At 45.3% G+C, this 18,402-nt stretch carries 16 protein-coding genes; 3 read left to right on the forward strand and 13 right to left on the reverse strand.

Annotated features, from left to right (window positions below):
• Positions 1 to 5: 5 nt before the first annotated feature.
• The 13 genes from OJ16_RS12020 to OJ16_RS12080 all read right to left on the reverse strand — a co-directional run bounded on the left by OJ16_RS12020 (position 6) and on the right by OJ16_RS12080 (position 13,413).
• Positions 6 to 476, reverse strand: a complete 471-nt coding sequence (locus tag OJ16_RS12020; protein WP_040990969.1) for a type II secretion system protein — start codon at positions 474 to 476, stop codon at positions 6 to 8.
• 37 nt (positions 477 to 513) lie between these two features.
• Positions 514 to 1,089, reverse strand: coding sequence for a prepilin-type N-terminal cleavage/methylation domain-containing protein (locus OJ16_RS12025; protein ID WP_040990971.1), 576 nt, complete (start codon positions 1,087 to 1,089; stop codon positions 514 to 516).
• An 82-nt stretch (positions 1,090 to 1,171) separates the two neighbouring features.
• Positions 1,172 to 1,648, reverse strand: coding sequence for a hypothetical protein (locus OJ16_RS12030; RefSeq protein WP_040990973.1), 477 nt, complete (start codon positions 1,646 to 1,648; stop codon positions 1,172 to 1,174).
• On the reverse strand, positions 1,632 to 2,852 hold the full coding sequence (locus OJ16_RS12035) for a type II secretion system F family protein (RefSeq protein ID WP_040990975.1): 1,221 nt from the start codon (positions 2,850 to 2,852) through the stop codon (positions 1,632 to 1,634). Before OJ16_RS12035 ends, OJ16_RS12030 begins: the two co-directional genes overlap by 17 nt.
• Positions 2,853 to 2,860: 8 nt before the next feature.
• Positions 2,861 to 4,585 (reverse strand): GspE/PulE family protein, encoded by a 1,725-nt coding sequence (locus OJ16_RS12040; protein ID WP_040990977.1) that lies wholly within the window; start codon positions 4,583 to 4,585, stop codon positions 2,861 to 2,863.
• The gene (locus OJ16_RS12045; RefSeq protein ID WP_040990979.1) at positions 4,575 to 5,765 is read right to left on the reverse strand and encodes a tetratricopeptide repeat protein; all 1,191 of its coding nucleotides are present in this window, start codon (positions 5,763 to 5,765) and stop codon (positions 4,575 to 4,577) included. The genes OJ16_RS12040 and OJ16_RS12045 overlap by 11 nt, the downstream gene beginning before the upstream one ends.
• 3 nt (positions 5,766 to 5,768) lie before the next feature.
• Positions 5,769 to 6,608, reverse strand: coding sequence for an ExeA family protein (locus OJ16_RS12050; RefSeq protein ID WP_040990981.1), 840 nt, complete (start codon positions 6,606 to 6,608; stop codon positions 5,769 to 5,771).
• A gap of 5 nt (positions 6,609 to 6,613) precedes the next feature.
• On the reverse strand, positions 6,614 to 8,269 hold the full coding sequence (gene mshL, locus OJ16_RS12055; RefSeq protein WP_040990982.1) for a pilus (MSHA type) biogenesis protein MshL: 1,656 nt from the start codon (positions 8,267 to 8,269) through the stop codon (positions 6,614 to 6,616).
• A 15-nt stretch (positions 8,270 to 8,284) separates the two neighbouring features.
• Positions 8,285 to 8,608: a hypothetical protein gene (locus OJ16_RS12060; protein ID WP_052810304.1), complete on the reverse strand. Its 324-nt coding sequence runs from the start codon at positions 8,606 to 8,608 to the stop codon at positions 8,285 to 8,287.
• The gene (locus OJ16_RS12065) at positions 8,601 to 9,251 is read right to left on the reverse strand and encodes a type II secretion system protein GspM (RefSeq protein ID WP_040990984.1); all 651 of its coding nucleotides are present in this window, start codon (positions 9,249 to 9,251) and stop codon (positions 8,601 to 8,603) included. Before OJ16_RS12065 ends, OJ16_RS12060 begins: the two co-directional genes overlap by 8 nt.
• A complete protein-coding gene (locus OJ16_RS12070; protein WP_040990986.1) occupies positions 9,248 to 10,690 on the reverse strand; it encodes an MSHA biogenesis protein MshI in 1,443 nt (480 codons plus the stop codon). The genes OJ16_RS12065 and OJ16_RS12070 overlap by 4 nt, the downstream gene beginning before the upstream one ends.
• Before the next feature lie 7 nt (positions 10,691 to 10,697).
• Entirely contained in the window at positions 10,698 to 12,704 is a 2,007-nt protein-coding gene (csrD, locus tag OJ16_RS12075) for an RNase E specificity factor CsrD (protein WP_040990988.1), read from the reverse strand.
• A gap of 169 nt (positions 12,705 to 12,873) precedes the next feature.
• Positions 12,874 to 13,413 (reverse strand): single-stranded DNA-binding protein, encoded by a 540-nt coding sequence (locus OJ16_RS12080; RefSeq protein WP_040990989.1) that lies wholly within the window; start codon positions 13,411 to 13,413, stop codon positions 12,874 to 12,876.
• Between the two features lie 298 nt (positions 13,414 to 13,711).
• Here OJ16_RS12080 and OJ16_RS12085 point away from each other — a divergent pair, with 298 nt between their 5' ends.
• From OJ16_RS12085 to uvrA, 3 genes are all read left to right on the forward strand, one after another.
• On the forward strand, positions 13,712 to 14,359 hold the full coding sequence (locus OJ16_RS12085; protein WP_040990991.1) for a LuxR C-terminal-related transcriptional regulator: 648 nt from the start codon (positions 13,712 to 13,714) through the stop codon (positions 14,357 to 14,359).
• Between the two features lie 118 nt (positions 14,360 to 14,477).
• Positions 14,478 to 15,350, forward strand: a complete 873-nt coding sequence (gene galU, locus OJ16_RS12090; protein WP_040990992.1) for a UTP--glucose-1-phosphate uridylyltransferase GalU — start codon at positions 14,478 to 14,480, stop codon at positions 15,348 to 15,350.
• 181 nt (positions 15,351 to 15,531) lie between these two features.
• Complete coding sequence (gene uvrA, locus OJ16_RS12095) at positions 15,532 to 18,354, forward strand: excinuclease ABC subunit UvrA (protein WP_040990994.1); 2,823 nt, start codon at positions 15,532 to 15,534, stop codon at positions 18,352 to 18,354.
• The last annotated feature ends 48 nt before the right edge of the window (positions 18,355 to 18,402 follow it).

Here is an 18,402-nt window from a genome sequence, read left to right on the forward strand (position 1 = left end):
TTATATTATTCACATTCTATAACAGTAAGTTTTGGCTCTGAGCCTTGTGCTGAACTAATAGCGTATTGCACATAACACTTATCAGTTTCTTTACTATCAGCAAATGTATAACGAATTGAATATTTGGTTGCATCAGAACCAGATACAACAGCCCAATCAGAGCCGTCACTTAAGCCAACTACCGATTTACCGATACCATTTTCTGATGCTTCAGGGTAACCCCAAGTTGTTGTAATTGTATCGCCAGAAGCTCCGGAAATTGAACCACCATCAATAGTTTCAACCCCATCAATCGCAGCACGGCCATAAACGATACCCGTTGCGCCGGCCATTGCGCCTTTAAGACCTTCTAGAGAGGCATTACGCGCATCATCTTGTAGGTTAAGAAAACGTGGAGCTGCTGTTACTGCCAGAATACCTAGAATAACAATTACCACCACTAGTTCGATAAGGGTGAAACCGCCTTGTCTTTTCATAGTATCAATCTCTCTAATTTATAAATAATTTGCAGAACTACTGCAGGGTAACGGTCACACGACCGGTTTTGATTTCATACTCAAACTGATGTGCAGTGCTGCCTTCTTGCTGAATATAAATACAAGAATCATTACTACTCCCCGCATGAGCGGAATATTTTACGTTTTTATCAATTTTCGCATTCGCTACAGTATCAACTTTTGGTGGATTCTGAAGCAAGTTCTCCATCAATAAGATGCAGGTCAATTCTGATACCTTAGTCGGAAAACTCGAATTATCTTCCTTCACGCTGATAGGATAACCGTCACGAAAGCCCGTATTAGAACCATTCGATTCTTTTGAACGGGTTAACCAAAAATCAACACCGTCATAGCTGACGTAATTTTGTTTTTGTCCGCCCTCATTTAGAGAGGGGCGAGACTCGGCTTCCCATTGCGCTCGGGCCGAAAGAACCCCTGTGGCAAAGCCTCCGGCGACACCTTCAATGCTGGCTTTTTTTGCCTCATCCGTCACATCTAAGAAGCGAGGTAAGGCGGCCACTGCCAATAATCCGACGACAACAATCACCACCACAAGTTCGACTAATGAAAAACCACTTTGTTTCTTGTTCATAATCTCATCAACTCACTTATTGGTACGCCGTATTATACGCGTATTGATTAACAAAGTAACCGACAATGCGTCAAAAAATAGGTTATGACGAAAATATGACACTGACATCAAATTTGTTCCGCTTCAACTCCACTTCCACCCCAGCTTTACCTCCATAGAAGTAATGACATTGAAAGTAAGATTCCGTTGAATTATTTATTATTTTATTGGGGTAAGCGTCTAAAACACGCGCCTCTTCATAAAAAACATCCAACCAATAATGACAATCGAATTTACCTAGCGAATTTTGCGGTAAAACCCAACCTGATGCTGAAAAGTACAGGTCCCTTCCGTCGATAGTGAGTGTCCGAGGTTTGTCGGCTAACAACCATTCCTGTTTGTAATAATTAGTTCGTTCTAGTATTCGCTTACTTGCGATCAACAATGCCGCGTTGCTCGCCTCTTGATCCACTTTTTTCCAAGCGACACCAAACGCCGTTAGCAGCATGAGCAACACCAAAAACCACACGGCCATTCTTGAACGTTCAAGGTTTAACCAGAGGCTAGCCTTTAATGGCATCCAACATTCCCCACATCGGTAAGAAGATACCCAACGCTAAGATAAGCACCATCCCAGCAACGACGATCAGTAAGAAGGGTTCAATACGTGCGGTTAGCGTTTTTAAGTCGTAATCCACTTCCCGATCGTAAAAATCCGCCACCTCAATCAAAAGTTCATCTACGCGTCCGGTCTCTTCGCCAACCGATAGCATTTGAATCACCAAGGGGGTAAAAATGCCGGTCGCAATGGCCGTATTTGAAATGGAACTCCCCGCTTCAATCGAGGCTTTCATTTCTAATAAACGAGCTTCTAAAAACTTGTTATCAAGCGCTTCTGCTGATAAGGCGAGCGATTGATTGAGCGGCACGCCCGCCTTCAACATCAGCGCAAAAGTGCGCGAAAAACGCGCCAACTGCGCACGATTAATGATCCCGCCGACCACCGGCATTCTTAGGCGTATTTTGTCCCACTTCTCTCGCCCACTCGGGGTTTGTAACCAGGTGCGAAAAGCGAATAATGCACCAAAAATACCCGCCAACATCAATGACCAGTAGTTAACAAAAAAATCCGAGGTCGCCATCAATATTCGTGTTGGCAGAGGCAACTCCACCCCAAACCGAGCAAACATACTGGAAAATTGCGGAATAACTTTAACGTTCAACACAAACATCGCGAGAACAATAAAGCTGATCACGAACGTAGGGTAACGCATAGCGGTTTTGATTCGCTTACGGGTTTCCAATTCCTGTTCGTAGTAATTGGCAAGCTGCAATAATGCGTCATCGAGTCGACCGGTGTTTTCTCCGACGCTGAGCATTGAAACAAATAGAGGGCTAAAAACCTGAGGATGCATACTCATCGATGCCGAAAGACTTCGGCCATTGGTGAGCTCATTGGTCACTTCTTCAAGCGCTTCTTTCAGCTGCTTGTTCACGCAGTTTTGCGTTAACCCTTTCATGGAGCGCAGTAATGGCACGCCCGCTTTGGTTAAGCTGTACATTTGGCGACAGAAGATCACCAATACATCTAGAGGCACCGCCGGAGTGAAGAGCGCTTTGAGATCAAGATCAAAACCTGTCCTTTTTTTGCCTTCACGCAAATCAATAGGAATGATGCCTTTCGCCATTAACGCTTCCGCAGCAAGATCGAACGTTCCCGCGTCAATGCTGCCGGTGACCTTGTTGCCACTGAGGTCACGGCCTTGATAATGAAATACCGACATAGAGGCCCTTACAAGTAGATCGCTTGAACGCTGCCCGTAGAATCCCCTTCGCCAAGGTTCATGACCTCATCGAAGCTGACAGTTCCTTGCAGTGCAAGCATCATCGCGGAAGACAATAATGGCTTGTAATGCTCAGAGGCGCGGGCAATTTGGGCAAATCCCACCGCGTCATTGGCACGCAGAGCGTCCATCATTTCGGGTTCGAGTTCGAGTATTTCAAATACGCCAATTCGGCCACGGTAACCGGTTAAGTTACAGTTCTGACACCCTCGACCACGCACAAATTTAGCCTCCACTTGATTTGGGAATCGCTGCATCAGCCATTGCTTAGCGCTTTCATCAATGACATGTTCGGTTTTGCAATCAGGGCAGACTTTTCGAACTAAACGCTGAGCGACCACCGCTCTCACTGCGCTCGCCACTAAATAGCCCGGCGCGCCCATGTCCATCATGCGCAACGCACTGTCAACCGCATCATTGGTGTGAAGGGTACTCAAGACAAGGTGTCCCGTCAGGGCGGCTCGCAAGCCGATTTCGACCGTTTCTTGGTCACGCATTTCACCGATAAGAATGATATCGGGGTCTTGACGCAAAAACGTTCTCAGAATAGTCGAGAAATCGAGGTTAATTTTACTGTTCACCTGCACCTGATTGACACGAGGAAGGCGATATTCCACCGGATCTTCTGCCGTGATGATTTTTTTACCTGGAACGTTGAGCTCACTCAATGCGCCATACAAGGTGGTGGTTTTTCCTGAACCGGTTGGGCCTGTCACCAAAATCATGCCATGGGGACGACGCAATTGACGACGCAAGCGATCCAGTAGATCGGGTGGTAATCCAGATTGATCTAAATTTCTCAGACCTGAAGATTGATTGAGTAGACGCATCACGACTGATTCGCCGTATTGAACCGGCATCGTAGACATACGAATATCAACCGATTGCCCTTTGATCTTGATATTAAAGCGGCCATCTTGCGGCAAACGCTTTTCTGAAATATCTAAATTGGCCATCAATTTTAGGCGTAATACCAACGCGGGTGCGACGTTCACCTCATTAAGCAATGTTTCATGCAGCACCCCATCAATACGCTGACGCAAGCGCAATACATTGGAATCAGGTTCGATATGAATATCTGACGCGCCAACTTGTATCGCATCTTCAAACAATGAATTGATCAGCTTGACCACCGTCACTTCATCGCTGTCTTCATCTTCAATACTAAAGTCAAAGGCTTCTGTAACTTGGTGTTCCGCTTGTAATTGCTCTGCAAACGAGGCAATTTCTTTGGTGCGGCGATAGTAACGGTCAAAACCATCAACCAACTGGCTTTCTGGCGCAATCACAAATTCAATCGAATATTGCGGAAGCTGAGAGAGTAACGACTCTTGAGCAAAAAGATCCGCCGGATCGCTCATCGCGACGCGCAACGTATCTAAATTTCGGCCAATGATTAATGCTCTCAAACGGCGAGCATGCACTTCCGGTAAAATCTGAACGGCTTCAATGTCGACATTCACACGACTCAAATCAATAAGAGGAAGCGCTAACTGCTGAGAGAGAAACGTCAGCATTTGCTTCTCACTTAAGAAACCCAGATCGATCAAGGTTGCGCCAAGTTTTCGACCCGTGGTCTTTTGTGCGGCTAAGGCTTGATCAACTTGGTGCTCACTAATGATGCCTTCTTCAACCAGCAAATCACCGAGGCGCTTTCTTAATTTAATTTGCATTGGATTGCTCCTCTAATGTGCTCAGCACATTCAAGCGATCACGAATGAACTGTTGAGATGAACTCGACAAACCGACTTTATTCAATGCTTGTTGGTAAGCCGATGTCGCTTCTGGCAACTTGAATCCACGCTCAAGCTGAATGCCATAGCCTAGCCACCAGCGGCCATTTTCTGGTTCAATCGCGACTAATTGCTGATAACTTTCTTGAGCCAGTGCATTTTGGTTATTTTTTTGTGCCAAAGCGGCACGAAGCGACAAGTAATCGAGATGAGGATTCGCCGGCAAATGCACCAACGGTGTTAATGCAGCGGCATTTTGTTTCTCTTTAATCAACAACTTGGACAACGCCAAACGCACATCCATATCATCATGGTCAATGGCGATGCCTTTTTGCAGTAAATCTACCGCCTTACGCACTTCCCCTTTGCCATAATATAACGCCGCCAGTTTCTGGCGAATTTGGCTGTCTCTTGGGGCATAACGCAACGCATCATTGTAATGCTCGATCGCATCCGCCAAATTATTTGCATCTAAGGCTTTTTTGCCTCGCTCCTGCGCTTTGCGGGCTAATTGGATTGGCGTAAGCTCAACCTGCTCAACCACGACAACGCCATCTGCGCGGTCTGTCGTCGGTGATGCTGATGCCTCCGAGAGCGACTCCGAAGCGTTAGGCTTGCTGACGTTTGCGATAAAACGTGGCGCATCATCGGGCTTTAGCGACGGACTCGAGGCGCGAGAAGATAACGAGCTCTCGCTCTGCTGAGTGGTGGTCGGTTGAACGATGCTAGCTTGAACGGTGCTAGCTTGAACCGATACTTGAGGTGCCACGTCTACGACTTCAGGTAACGGAAGTCTGATGGGCGCAGGCGCGCTATAAATGGTATCGCTGGCCGAGGTCACTTTCGCCGTCGGCGATGGCAGTGAGGCCACTTCAGCCAAAGCGCTTTCTGACGTCACTGCCGATTGTTGGTGTGGCTGAATAACGTCGTCTTGTTGAAGCGCTCTTTCTTGTTGAGACATCGCCCAACCGCCCATCGCCAAACTCAGACTAAAACCCGCAATCAACCATGGCCATCTTGGTTTTTGTTTAATGGTCGGCACGTGCACTTTTTCTATGCTGCTAGCTGAAATTGTTTGAGCTTTTGCCAGCTCTGACAGCGCGTTATTAATCGCACTCATGTTCTAACTCCAACCCCAACACTTTGGGCTTTTATATTTTGGTTTACAAGCATCGAACGTATCATGGGCCGCTGCGTATAAATGTGAATGTTTAATGCTTACCGATTCTTGGCTATAAGCAAGCAATAAGCTTTTGTGGCATAACTGATTAATAAGCCGTGGAATCCCTTTACTCGCTTTCCAGATCGCTTGTTTTTGACTCGATGAAAACACCGCGCGATCGCCTCCAGCCTTCTCGATACGAATATCGATATACGTTACCGTTTCTTCCATTGAAAGCGGCCGCAGTTTGGCACTGAAGGTGATGCGTTGGCGAAGTTGCCGCAGGTGGTGTTGTTCTAAGCGTTGATCAAGCTCAGGCTGACCAAACAAGACGATCTGTAATAGCTTTTGTTGTTCCGTTTCTAGATTGCCGAATAAACGCAAAGCCTCCAGCGCCTCATCACTCAATGCTTGCGCTTCGTCAACCAAGACCACGACGTGCTTACCCGCTCGGGCAAAGGCAATCAATTGGCGTTGGATATCATCAACGATAGAGGTAAAGCTGCTGCTTTCTACCGCTAATTCAGTCGCCACCGCTTGACGCAATTCACGCCCACTCAAGGCAGGATTGGGCAAATACACCAATTGAACATTGGCTTTAAAATGATTGACTAACATACGGCAAACCATTGTCTTGCCCGTGCCAACTTCACCAGTCACTTTAATGACGCCTTCCCCCATCGAAAGCGCCGTATTCACCATTTGAATCGCTTCATAATGAGGAGGTAACCCCAAAAACAACTCTGTATTTGGGGTTAAATGGAAAGGCCATTGTTCAAAGCCAAAATGGTCGAGATACATGGTAATTACTGCTGCTGTTCAGGGAACCACTCTTGCAATAAATCACGCGAACGTTCGAGTTCTTTTTGCCATGTGTTAACACCGACAACGGTCGGCTTTAGCAAGATAACCAATTCGGTTTTTTGCTGCATTTTCGATGTGTTACGGAATAAATAACCGAGACCCGGAATATCCCCTAAGAAAGGCACTTTCGACGTTTGATCAATCGTATTTGATTTCATCAAGCCACCAATCACAACCACATCGCCATCTTGAGCTCGGATAACCGAGTCAGACTCACGAATCGAACTTTGTGCAAGAGGAAGCGTAATGCTGCCCGTACCAAAGCCAATTTCTTTAATTTGTTCTTTAACATCAATGACCGCAGGGTGTACATGAAGCAGTACATTGCCTTGATCATCGATTTGCGGTGTCACATCGAGAGAAATACCCGAGAAAAACGGCGTTAGTTCAAGCTCTGGCGAAGGTTCAGAATTATCACCCGAACCGACCACACTTGAAAAATCCGTCACGTAATATTCATCCGTTCCGACTTTAATCACCGCTTTTTGGTTATTTGATGCGGTCACGCGAGGGCTAGAGAGGACGTTAAGATCGCCTTGAGTCTCCATAAAGCTCAATACCGCATCAAAACTTCCGCTGGAAATCACCACGTTGGTTTGTCCCCCAAGCAGCGCTCCTATCGAATCCAGTCCCGGTAATAATTGAGGCAGTATGTTGCCATTCGAATCTTGTACGATTGAACCTTGGCCAATGGAATAGTCCGCGCCGTTAGAGCTAAACGCCTTATTCCAATTGATTCCTTGTTGGTAGCCGTCACTTAAGGTCACTTCTAGAATCTTCGCTTCTAAGATCACTTGGCGATGCATGCGCTGCTGAGCCACACCCAAAAACTCACGCACTTGGCGAATTTCATCGGGGAAAGCTCGGACGGTAATTACGCTTGCTTGTGGCGTGACCACCACAGATTGCCCTTTGCCATGACCAATAAGTTGGTCAACCGCCACTTCTAGCTGAGGCCAAAAATCACTTTCGCTGGTTGTTTCAATCTCTGTTCCACCTTTTGCCGAGTTCGAACTCGAAGAAGAGGAAGAAGACGATGACGATGAACTCGAATCAAAATCATTCGAAGAATCGCTATCCGAGTTCGTCACCGTGCCGGTGGTGATGGAGGTTAACGAGCGGCCAGTTCGTTTGAACTGTAAATAATCAACGGGAATCGTCACGGTGCGCAAGCCAGCAGGATACACTTGGATTACCTTGCCATTTTTTTGCACATCATAACCGTACATATCGCTAATGACCGAGAGTACTTCGTCCAGAGTCACATCAGATAAGTTAACCGTAATCTTGCCTGCGACATCAGGGTGAATCGCGGCGCTAAACTCCGTGCCCTTCACCAAACTGGTAAAAAAGGCATGCGCATCAACGCCACTGGCTTTAATACGGAAACGTTTCATGGTTTTGCTCGTGGAGCTCCCCGAGCCATCAAGATCAGGCATCAAATCCGCTTCAACAGAAGCTGGAAGCTCTTGCAACGCACGACTATTTGACTCATTGATCGCTTCATTTAAAGCGTTCTTAGCCTCAACTGGGTCTCGATGCCCCATAGAACAGCCGACTAATGAAGCAATGGTGATTGCCAAAACGAGTTTACGCATACGATTTCATTAACCTTATTGTTTTACTTCTAAAGGAAACAATTCGAGTTTCCACTGCTTTCCGCCACGGGTAATGGTGGCGTAGTCCGCTTTAACCTGCTTGAGATAAAAACCATTTATCTTTTCGCCTACCGCCAATGCTTGTCCATTCAAGATAGCGCTGCAGGAATGCTCACCCTGACAGACGATACTTTCTAGCTTTGGCACTCGGTAGTGCTTCGTTTTTTTAACTGCTTTACTTTCAGCCACAGGCTGCCAATTAAGCGGTGCGGTGGGATCTTGTGATGCAAACGACACCGAAGAGACGCAAAGTAACGTCAAAAAGAACTTATTAACCACCAATAAACTCCTGTCGAGTGCCCAAGGTGTACACCTCTAGAATCAGCGTTGCGTTTGGGTAGTCGTTCACTTGATAATTAAAACTGCGCCAATAGTAATTCACGGGTAAAGATTCTAATGTTTCTAAATAATTCAACACGGAAAAATAGCCGCCTGTGAGTTCTAAACGCACGGGATGCAAATAGTAACCCGCGTAGTTTTCACTCGCGTTATTATTCACAATAGGCTCGGCTTTTAACGATTCTAACGACACCAAATGCAAACCTTGAGTACCCGCCAATACATCTTCAAGCAACGTTGCCATTTGACTTGGCGAAATCAGATTTTCAATCACATGGGCCAATTGTTCCGATAAGGCCTGGCTTTCTGTCACTAACCTTTGGTACTCAATATTGACGCCTTGATCAGGGTCTTGCTTCAGCTTGGTGCTGATCGCCAATATTTGGTCATCGAGTTGCTGAATGCTGTGGTTTGTTGCCGTCAATTTCTGACGTAACAACTGATTAGACTTCACGGTCGGCTCGACAAAAAAGACATAACTTCCCAGAATGACGACCGTTAAGCTACACAGTGTAATAAGCCATTTTTCACGCACACTGAGATTGGCAAATTTCTCCGCCATTTTTAGCCATTGCGCTTTCATCGCTTTGCTTCCTCTTTGGTATGCAATTCAAACGTCAGAATATTATTTTCATTGCGGCCAATTTGGAGTTTGTCAAAAGAACGACCAACAAGATTAAGCTCGTTTTTAAACTGATTGACCCAATTAGGAATCGCCTTAGGTTCACGCGCTAACCCTTTAATATCAAGAACATTATTATCCATTTGGATATAATTAATCGAGATATCGTTGCGGCCTAGCGTCGCCAACGACTGCATGATCCCTGAATACCCCGCTTGTTGTTCCCCTTCGTGTAGGAAAACGGCATTCAACGAGTCTTGCTTCGATAAAATTTCTTCTTTTAAACGGTCAACAGCCTGACGCTTCTCTGGGGAAGGGCGATGCTTGGCTAATCTTTCATTTAAACGGATGAGCTGCTGATTCAACTCTTTTTCTTGCGATTGAAGCTGTGTTAACTCTTGGCTTAATTGCGCTTGTCGCACGGTATTAAAACCGTGAACACCCGCAATAAGAAGCAAACAAACCACACTCGCTAAAGCGACATTATTTAAAGTAAAACGATCCACCTTAGGTTGCAGGTGGGCAGGATAAAGGTTAATGCCTATATCATCGTTTTCAGCCACAAGCTGAGCCAGTAACACTCCGGACTCTAAAGACACATCCATTAATGGCGTAACATTGACACTCAAACGTTCGTCAAGTGCCTGTGCCAACGCTTGGTTGTCTTCATCGTCACAGCAAACTTTCATGCGGTGTAAAGTCGCACCACGCATTTGTGACGATAAGTAATCTATCGAACGCTGTAATTCAAGGGCAACACTGTCTAACTGAAAGCCCGCAGTTGCCACGCCCGTCAGTGGCGGAACGACACCACGAATGGTGCGTTGAAAAACACAACGATGATCGACAAAAGCACTGACTTTGTAAGCGCCATTTTGACTACGCTGTAATAAAACAAAGCAATCTAAACCGCTAGCTGCACGCCCCCAAACATCGTCCTCAACCAGTACATGACCGAGCGTAAGCTTGATTGCTTCCAACTCTTTGGCCAACCCCAAGACCATCGTTTTAGGCACCACGTACACTTGCAGCTTGTTACTGCTCGGTAAAGGCATGGCATCTGCGATGATCTCGGTGACTTTTTCACTGATCAGATCTTTAAGTAAGAAAGGTAAAGTTAAACTCAGCTCTTCTTGAGGAACGTTTGGTTTTTCAATCTGATAGTTTTGATACAAACTGGAGTTCAGCACTACATCGACAGAAGCGTCAGAGATCTGAGCCGCCACCAGTGTCTCTATCAGTTTTTTTTGCCATTCTGCGCCTTGAATCGGAACGCATTTAGGTAGCATGGCATTGTGGAATTCAGAAAAATAGATTGCGCTCGGCTGTACTATAACTTTCAGACATTGGCCTGAACGCTTGCCAGAGCTAAACTTTTCGATTAAAGATTGAATATTCATCTACCACTTAACTTCTTCGCCAACGGTTACGCCGCCCAACATGAATATTGGATTTAGATTGAATCGATGGTTCAACATGCTGCTCCGGTAGCATTTGCTCTTCCGGTTGAATGTAGCGACCTTGAACCCCTTGAACACCGAGTTCTAGAATCGTTTTGTACTCTTGCTTATGCTCAACCCCAACCGCAATGACTTTTGTATTCAGTCCTTCGCATGCGCCTAATAAGCTTCTTACGAACAGGTGGTTTTCATGTCGTTGGTCAATCTGCTTAATTAAACTACGATGCAATTTTAAATAATCGATCGATAAATCTTTCAGATAATAAGTGCTGACAATTGAGCGACCTGCTTGGCCAACAATCACTTTACAACCTAAACCGGTTAGCATCTTGATCACTGGTCGCATATAGTCGAGATGCTTAACCAAACGCGCTTCGGAAAACTCAAAATGGAGCTGATGTCTCGATTCTGTCGTCAGTTGCAACAACTCATCCCTAAACCAACGAAAGTACTTTCTGTCTGAGAACGGGGTAACATGAAGGTTTATAGAATAACATAAACTATTTTTTGACGCCTTCAAAAAACTGACGGTTGCGAGAAGAACCGAACGATCAAGGTAATGTTCATATCCAACCGCTTCAATAGCAGAATTAAAATGAGAGGCTTTTAATAACCCTTTCTTGGGATCATGAATACGAGCAAAAAGTTCGTAGTGATTAAATTCACGCTCTTTGTGGGCATTGAGCAAATAGCAAGGCTGAGAAAATAAGTATATTTTTTCTTTAGTTAGCTCTTTATCAAACAAGGTTCTCCAACGAACATTGCCCCGCTCATCCTGTTCGGTTGTCAGCTTATTGAAACGGCTCCAAGTGTTTACTTGTTGAAGTTTTGCACTCTTCAGCGCAGTTTCGGCTTCATCCATTATTTTACCTTGACGCTCACCCTCTTGGAACATACTCACACCAATATGGCACCAGCTTTCACTATCTAAAGGTTTAGGTAGCGCAATTTTATTAAGCTGCTTCAAACAATGAGTCGCAATTCCTGAGACTTCCTTACTACTTAAGTTTGGTGCGAAAATAGCAAAATCAGAATCGTAATAACGCGATAAAATCACGTCGGGATAGCGTAAAATTATCTTATTGATGGCCTCACCGACTTCAACAATAAAGTCGTTCGCAACTTGTTTACTGCTTTCTTCTTTGATTTGTCCCCAATCATCAATACGCAACAACAAAACACCACCATGGGAACCGCTCTCTGACAAGGCCGACTCTAGCTTACTGTCAAATAACACCCGATTTGCCGTACCCGTTAGCTGATCAAGAAATGTCTGAGTGCGAATAAAAGTATCGAATCGACTGCGCTCTTGCCGAGCGTCTTGCAACTCTTCAATTAAGCGATCTAATGCCTCACTTGCCGTATAAGGCCACTCTCTCTCGTCGCCTTTCGCGAACGATTCAACGCGGCCCGCCAATATCATCCTGCCACGCTCTTCTAATAACTCAGACCCTAAAAGCTGAAGTTTCAACCACTTAATGCCTTGCATCAAGCCTAGGATGATCAATATGACCGCGACAGTGATCGACCACAATGCTTGAACAGAGTAGCCGTAACCAAGGTAAGGAGGGATAGCGGTAAAACGGATGTGATAGCCGCTGTTACGCTCAAGTTGATATTCAACATGGTATAATAATGCGGGATCGACGGTGTTCGATGTATCTTTATAGCGGTAAATAATTCCTGCTTGTGAGGACAATTCCATTTCAGCAATATTGGAGGCTTGGAGCATTTTAGGCATCCAACGCTGCATTGAATAGGCCGCATCTGGATCTTCCATTTCTTTATCAACCACCTCAACAATGCCTTTTAGAGAGTGATCTAAATATTCATGACCTAAGCTACGAAACGATAATGTGCCACCTAAAAATAGGATAAACATCGCACCAATCACCACCATGGTGACAAACGCAACCAAGCGCGTGCTTAATTTTAAGGTAGGCGTATACCTCATAGTTAATCGATTCCCTTCATTATGAACATCTTCATTTTACCGCATGAAAGGCTGCATATTACGTGAAAAGCCTTCCTCTCGCACTCGTCGACCCATCCTTAGGATCTAAACTAAAGTCCACTATATAAAAAAGCCGCGATATACGCGGCTTTTTTCCAATTTGGATCGATTAAAACGGGATGTCGTCGTCAAAATCCATTGGTGGTTCATTGTATTGCGGTTGTTGCTGCTGAGGTTGTTGCTGTTGCATCTGCTGCGGTGCTTGCTGCTGCATTGCAGGTTGCTGAGGTTGGCCCCAACCTTGTTGCTGTGACTGCTGCTGAGGTTGACCACCCATTGGTGCGCCTTGGCCACCTTGACGACCACCTAGCATTTGCATCACACCATTAAAGCCTTGTACCACAACTTCTGTTGTGTATTGATCTTGGCCTTGCTGGTTTTGCCATTTACGCGTTTGCAGTTGACCCTCAATGTAAACTTGAGAGCCTTTGCGTAGGTATTCACCCGCAACTTCTGCTAGCTTTCCAAACAGCGCAACACGATGCCACTCTGTTTTTTCACGCTGCTCGCCCGTCGCTTTATCGCGCCATGACTCCGAAGTAGCCACTGTAATATTTGCTACTGCACCGCCACTAGGCATGTAACGAACTTCAGGGTCAGCCCCTAAGTTGCCGACTAAAATTACTTTGTTTACTCCACGGCTAGCCATGTTTCGCTCCGTCTAGATAGGATATCTTTAAGTTTAATAGGTAATAAGAATAACACCCAAGCTATCCCTCGAACAACTCTTGATCCCTCGACAGAAAATAACTTTATTGCAGTACGTCCCAGAAGCTCATACTAATCCACCATCATTTTGACCATTTTCAATGAGATAAAGATAGAACGCATATCAAATATGAAACTGAGTGCTTTTTATAAACGCTACCAATCGCACTTTGAACATAAATGGGACAGGATAAGGGAGAAATGACGAGTAACTGCAGAACTACATAGCGAGAAATATTATGGCTAAGAACATCTATGCACGAACCTTATACTTTCTGTGTGAAAATAAAGAATCAAACTACCCGACCGTAGATCTCATTGAAGAGGCATTGGGATTACCTATCCCTCGTATCGAACCACAAGAGTTTATGCTGGCCATGCAACAGCATAAACACAAAATTTTATTAATTGATCATGACAACTACCAAACGCTGAATAGCACCATTCGCGATTTACCGCTGTCGAATAAAATATTTGAAACCGTCATCTTCAATGTCGATCGACGCCTAACAACAGATGAATTATTAAGTTTTGGTCATCTGAAAGCGCTCTTTTATCGCGACGATGAGATTTATCACATTGCTTATGGTTGTGGCGAAGTCATTAATAGCCACAATTGGTTACCCCGCAAAGTGACGGCTCAGTTGTTGCACTATTATCGACATGCGTTTGATAGCCAAACCTCGCCTGCGACGGTTGATCTCACCGCACGTGAAATTCAAATCTTACGCAGCCTACAAACAGGCGCATCAAATAACCAAATTGCCGATGACCTATTCATCAGTGAGTTCACTGTCAAATCACACCTCTATCAGATTTTCAAAAAGCTTTCAGTGAAAAATAGAGTGCAAGCCATATCTTGGGCAAATCAACATTTAATGTCTTAAAAATAAAGCATTCGTAAAAAAATCAACTTTTGCTGTAGTTGATTCATTTCATATAAATAAAACCATGGTATCTTGTCGCCAACTTCTTAATTACGTCATAAAGATAAAGGGTTTTATCATGATTAAAAAATGCCTATTCCCAGCGGCTGGTTATGGCACGCGATTCCTTCCAGCAACGAAATCAATGCCAAAGGAAATGATGCCAGTGGTCAACAAACCATTGATTGAATACGGTGTGGAAGAAGCGATCCAAGCCGGTATGGATGGCATGTGTATTGTTACGGGTCGTGGCAAGCACTCAATCATGGATCACTTTGATAAGAACTACGAATTGGAACACCAGATCAACGGTACCAACAAGGAAGAATTGTTGGTTGATATTCGCAGTATCATTGATTCAGCAACGTTTACTTACACTCGTCAACGCGAGATGAAAGGCTTGGGCCATGCAATTCTTACCGGCCGTGAACTGATCGGCGATGAACCGTTTGCTGTCGTGCTGGCTGATGATTTGTGTGTCAATGAAGACGCAGGTGTACTTGAACAGATGGTGACTTTGTTTAAACAGTTCCGTTGTTCTATTGTCGCGGTACAAGAAGTGCCTGAAGATGAAACACACAAATACGGTGTGATCTCTGGTGAGATGATCAAAGACGACATCTACCGCATTGATGACATGGTTGAAAAACCAGAACCAGGCACAGCGCCAAGCAATCTAGCGATCATTGGCCGCTACATTCTAACGCCAGATATTTTTGAGCTGATTGAGCAAACCGAACCAGGCAAAGGGGGTGAAATCCAAATCACTGATGCCCTGCTAAAACAAGCAAAATCAGGCTGTGTTATTGCTTACAAATTCAAAGGTAAACGCTTTGACTGCGGTAGCGTAGAAGGTTATATCGAAGCGACAAATTACTGCTTTGAAAACATGTACCTTCAAGACAGCAAAAAAACAGAGCTAGGCAAAAAGGCCACCGCAAAACAAGCGTAATGTGATTAAATTCACTCGGGTTCTCTTTTAGGCAGCGATCATCGCTGCCTTTTTTATTACTGTTTTTTTATCCAGCATCTTCTTTGAACATTTATCACGCTGTGCAATACTAAGTCTGCTGCACTGATGACTATAATCAGTGAAGTGAGCCTTATAACTCTTCCTATACAGAGCGATGATAATGGATAAGATAGAAATTCGCGGCGCCCGCACCCATAACCTAAAAAACATCAATCTCACCATCCCGCGCGATAAACTGACGGTCATTACGGGTTTATCTGGCTCAGGGAAATCTTCCCTTGCCTTTGATACCTTATATGCGGAAGGTCAGCGTCGTTATGTGGAATCTCTGTCTGCGTATGCGCGCCAATTTTTATCGTTAATGGAAAAGCCTGATGTGGATCATATCGAAGGGTTATCACCTGCGATTTCTATTGAACAAAAATCCACCTCTCACAACCCTCGCTCAACCGTCGGCACCATCACCGAAGTATATGATTACTTGCGATTATTATATGCCAGAGTCGGAGAGCCACGCTGCCCAACTCATAAAGAGCCTTTAGCCGCGCAGACCATTTCTCAAATGGTCGATAAGGTTCTGGAATTGCCTGAAGGCTCTAAAATGATGTTGCTTGCCCCTATCGTCAAAGAACGCAAGGGCGAGCACGTTAAAACACTTGAAAATTTAGCTGCTCAAGGATTTATTCGAGCGCGTATTGATGGGGAAACCTGCGATCTTAGCGATCCACCGACTTTAGAATTACATAAAAAACACACCATTGAAGTGGTGGTTGATCGCTTTAAAGTTCGCAATGACCTGCAGCAGCGCCTTGCCGAATCTTTTGAAACGACTTTAGAGCTATCCGGTGGCATTGCCGTTGTTGCCCCAATGGAAGGTAACGGTGAAGAGACGGTATTTTCCGCCAACTTTGCCTGCCCACATTGTGGCTACAGTATGCAAGAATTAGAGCCTCGTCTCTTTTCATTCAATAACCCCGCAGGCGCATGCGGCACTTGTGATGGCTTGGGCGTTCAGCAGTATTTTGATCCTTCACGAGTCATTCAAGATGCTTCTCTTAGCCTTGCACAAGGGGCAATTCGAGGTTGGGACCAAAAGAATTACTACTACTTTCAAATGCTCAGTTCTCTCGCGAAGCATTACGATTTCGATCTTAATCAACCTTTTAATAAGTTGCCAAAAAAAATCCAAGACGTGATTTTATCCGGCTCAGGGCGTACCGAAGTAGAGTTTAATTACATCAATGACCGCGGTGATATTCGAGTCAAACGTCATCCATTTGAAGGCATTTTAAATACCCTCGAGCGTCGCTATCGTGAAACCGAATCCAATAGCGTACGCGAAGATCTCGCCAAGTATATTGCCACCAAATGTTGCTCTAGTTGTGAAGGTAGTCGTCTGCGCCTAGAGGCGAGAAACGTTTTCATTGGTGACACCGCACTACCTGAAATTGTCGAACTTAGCATTGCTGACGCTCTGCAATTTTTTGCCGAACTGAAACTTGAAGGTCAACGAGCACAAATTGCCGATAAGGTCATGAAAGAGATCAACGACCGATTGGAGTTTCTCGTCAATGTGGGGCTGAACTACCTTAACCTCTCTCGCAGCGCCGAAACGCTCTCGGGTGGTGAAGCGCAACGCATTCGCCTTGCCAGTCAGATTGGCGCAGGCCTGGTTGGGGTTATGTACGTGTTAGATGAGCCTTCGATTGGTCTTCATCAACGTGATAATGAACGCTTGCTCAAAACCTTGATTCATCTTCGTGATCTAGGCAATACGGTATTGGTCGTTGAGCACGATGAAGATGCCATTCGTCGTGCGGATCATGTGATCGACATCGGGCCTGGTGCTGGAGTTCACGGTGGGCAAATCGTGGCTCAAGGAACCATGGCGGATATTTTAGCGACTCCTGAATCCTTAACCGGCCAATACTTATCGGGCGCTAAACGCATCGAAACTCCAACGGCTCGCACCCCGTTCGATAAGAAGAAAGTGGTTGAGATTATTGGTGCATCCGGCAATAACCTAAAAGACGTCAATTTAACCATTCCTGTCGGGTTATTCAGTTGCATCACGGGCGTATCCGGCTCTGGAAAATCGACCTTAATTAACGATACATTTTTCAAAGTGGCGCATACCCAATTGAATGGGGCGACCACCGCGGTTCCCGCCCCATTCAAAAAAATCAAAGGGCTAGAGCATTTTGATAAGGTGATCGATATTGATCAAAGCCCAATAGGCCGAACGCCGCGTTCAAACCCAGCGACTTACACGGGCATTTTCACTCCGATTCGTGAGCTCTTCTCTGGTACTCAAGAGTCTCGCTCTCGCGGCTATAAACCCGGACGCTTTAGCTTTAACGTCCGAGGTGGGCGCTGTGAAGCCTGCCAAGGTGATGGCATGATTAAAGTAGAGATGCATTTTTTACCAGACGTCTATGTTCCTTGTGATGCCTGTAAAGGAAAACGCTATAACCGTGAAACCTTAGAAGTGCGCTACAAAGGCAAGAGCATTGATGAGGTTCTGCAATTAACGGTTGAAGATGCTCGCCTGTTTTTTGATCCTATTCCGGCCATCGCTCGGAAGTTACAAACGCTTATGGATGTCGGTTTGTCTTACATTCGCTTAGGCCAAGCTGCCACCACATTGTCTGGCGGTGAAGCCCAGCGAGTAAAATTGGCTCGTGAGCTTTCTAAGCGTGATACAGGAAAAACCTTATATATTTTGGATGAGCCAACGACCGGTTTGCACTTTCACGATATTCAACAGCTACTCACCGTTCTTCATCGTCTGCGCGATCATGGCAATACTGTTGTGGTCATCGAGCACAACTTGGATGTCATTAAAACGGCGGACTGGGTGGTTGACCTTGGTCCGGAAGGGGGTCAAGGTGGCGGTGAAATTGTCGCCCAAGGAACACCTGAAGATGTGTCATTGGTCGAAGGTTCGCACACTGCCCGCTTCCTTAAGCCCATGTTAAAATAGGCAACCCTACTCAAACCAGCGTATGATACGCTGGTTTTGTTTTTGTAG

It is taken from the genome of Vibrio renipiscarius (assembly GCF_000827885.1).
GTDB lineage: Bacteria > Pseudomonadota > Gammaproteobacteria > Enterobacterales > Vibrionaceae > Vibrio > Vibrio renipiscarius.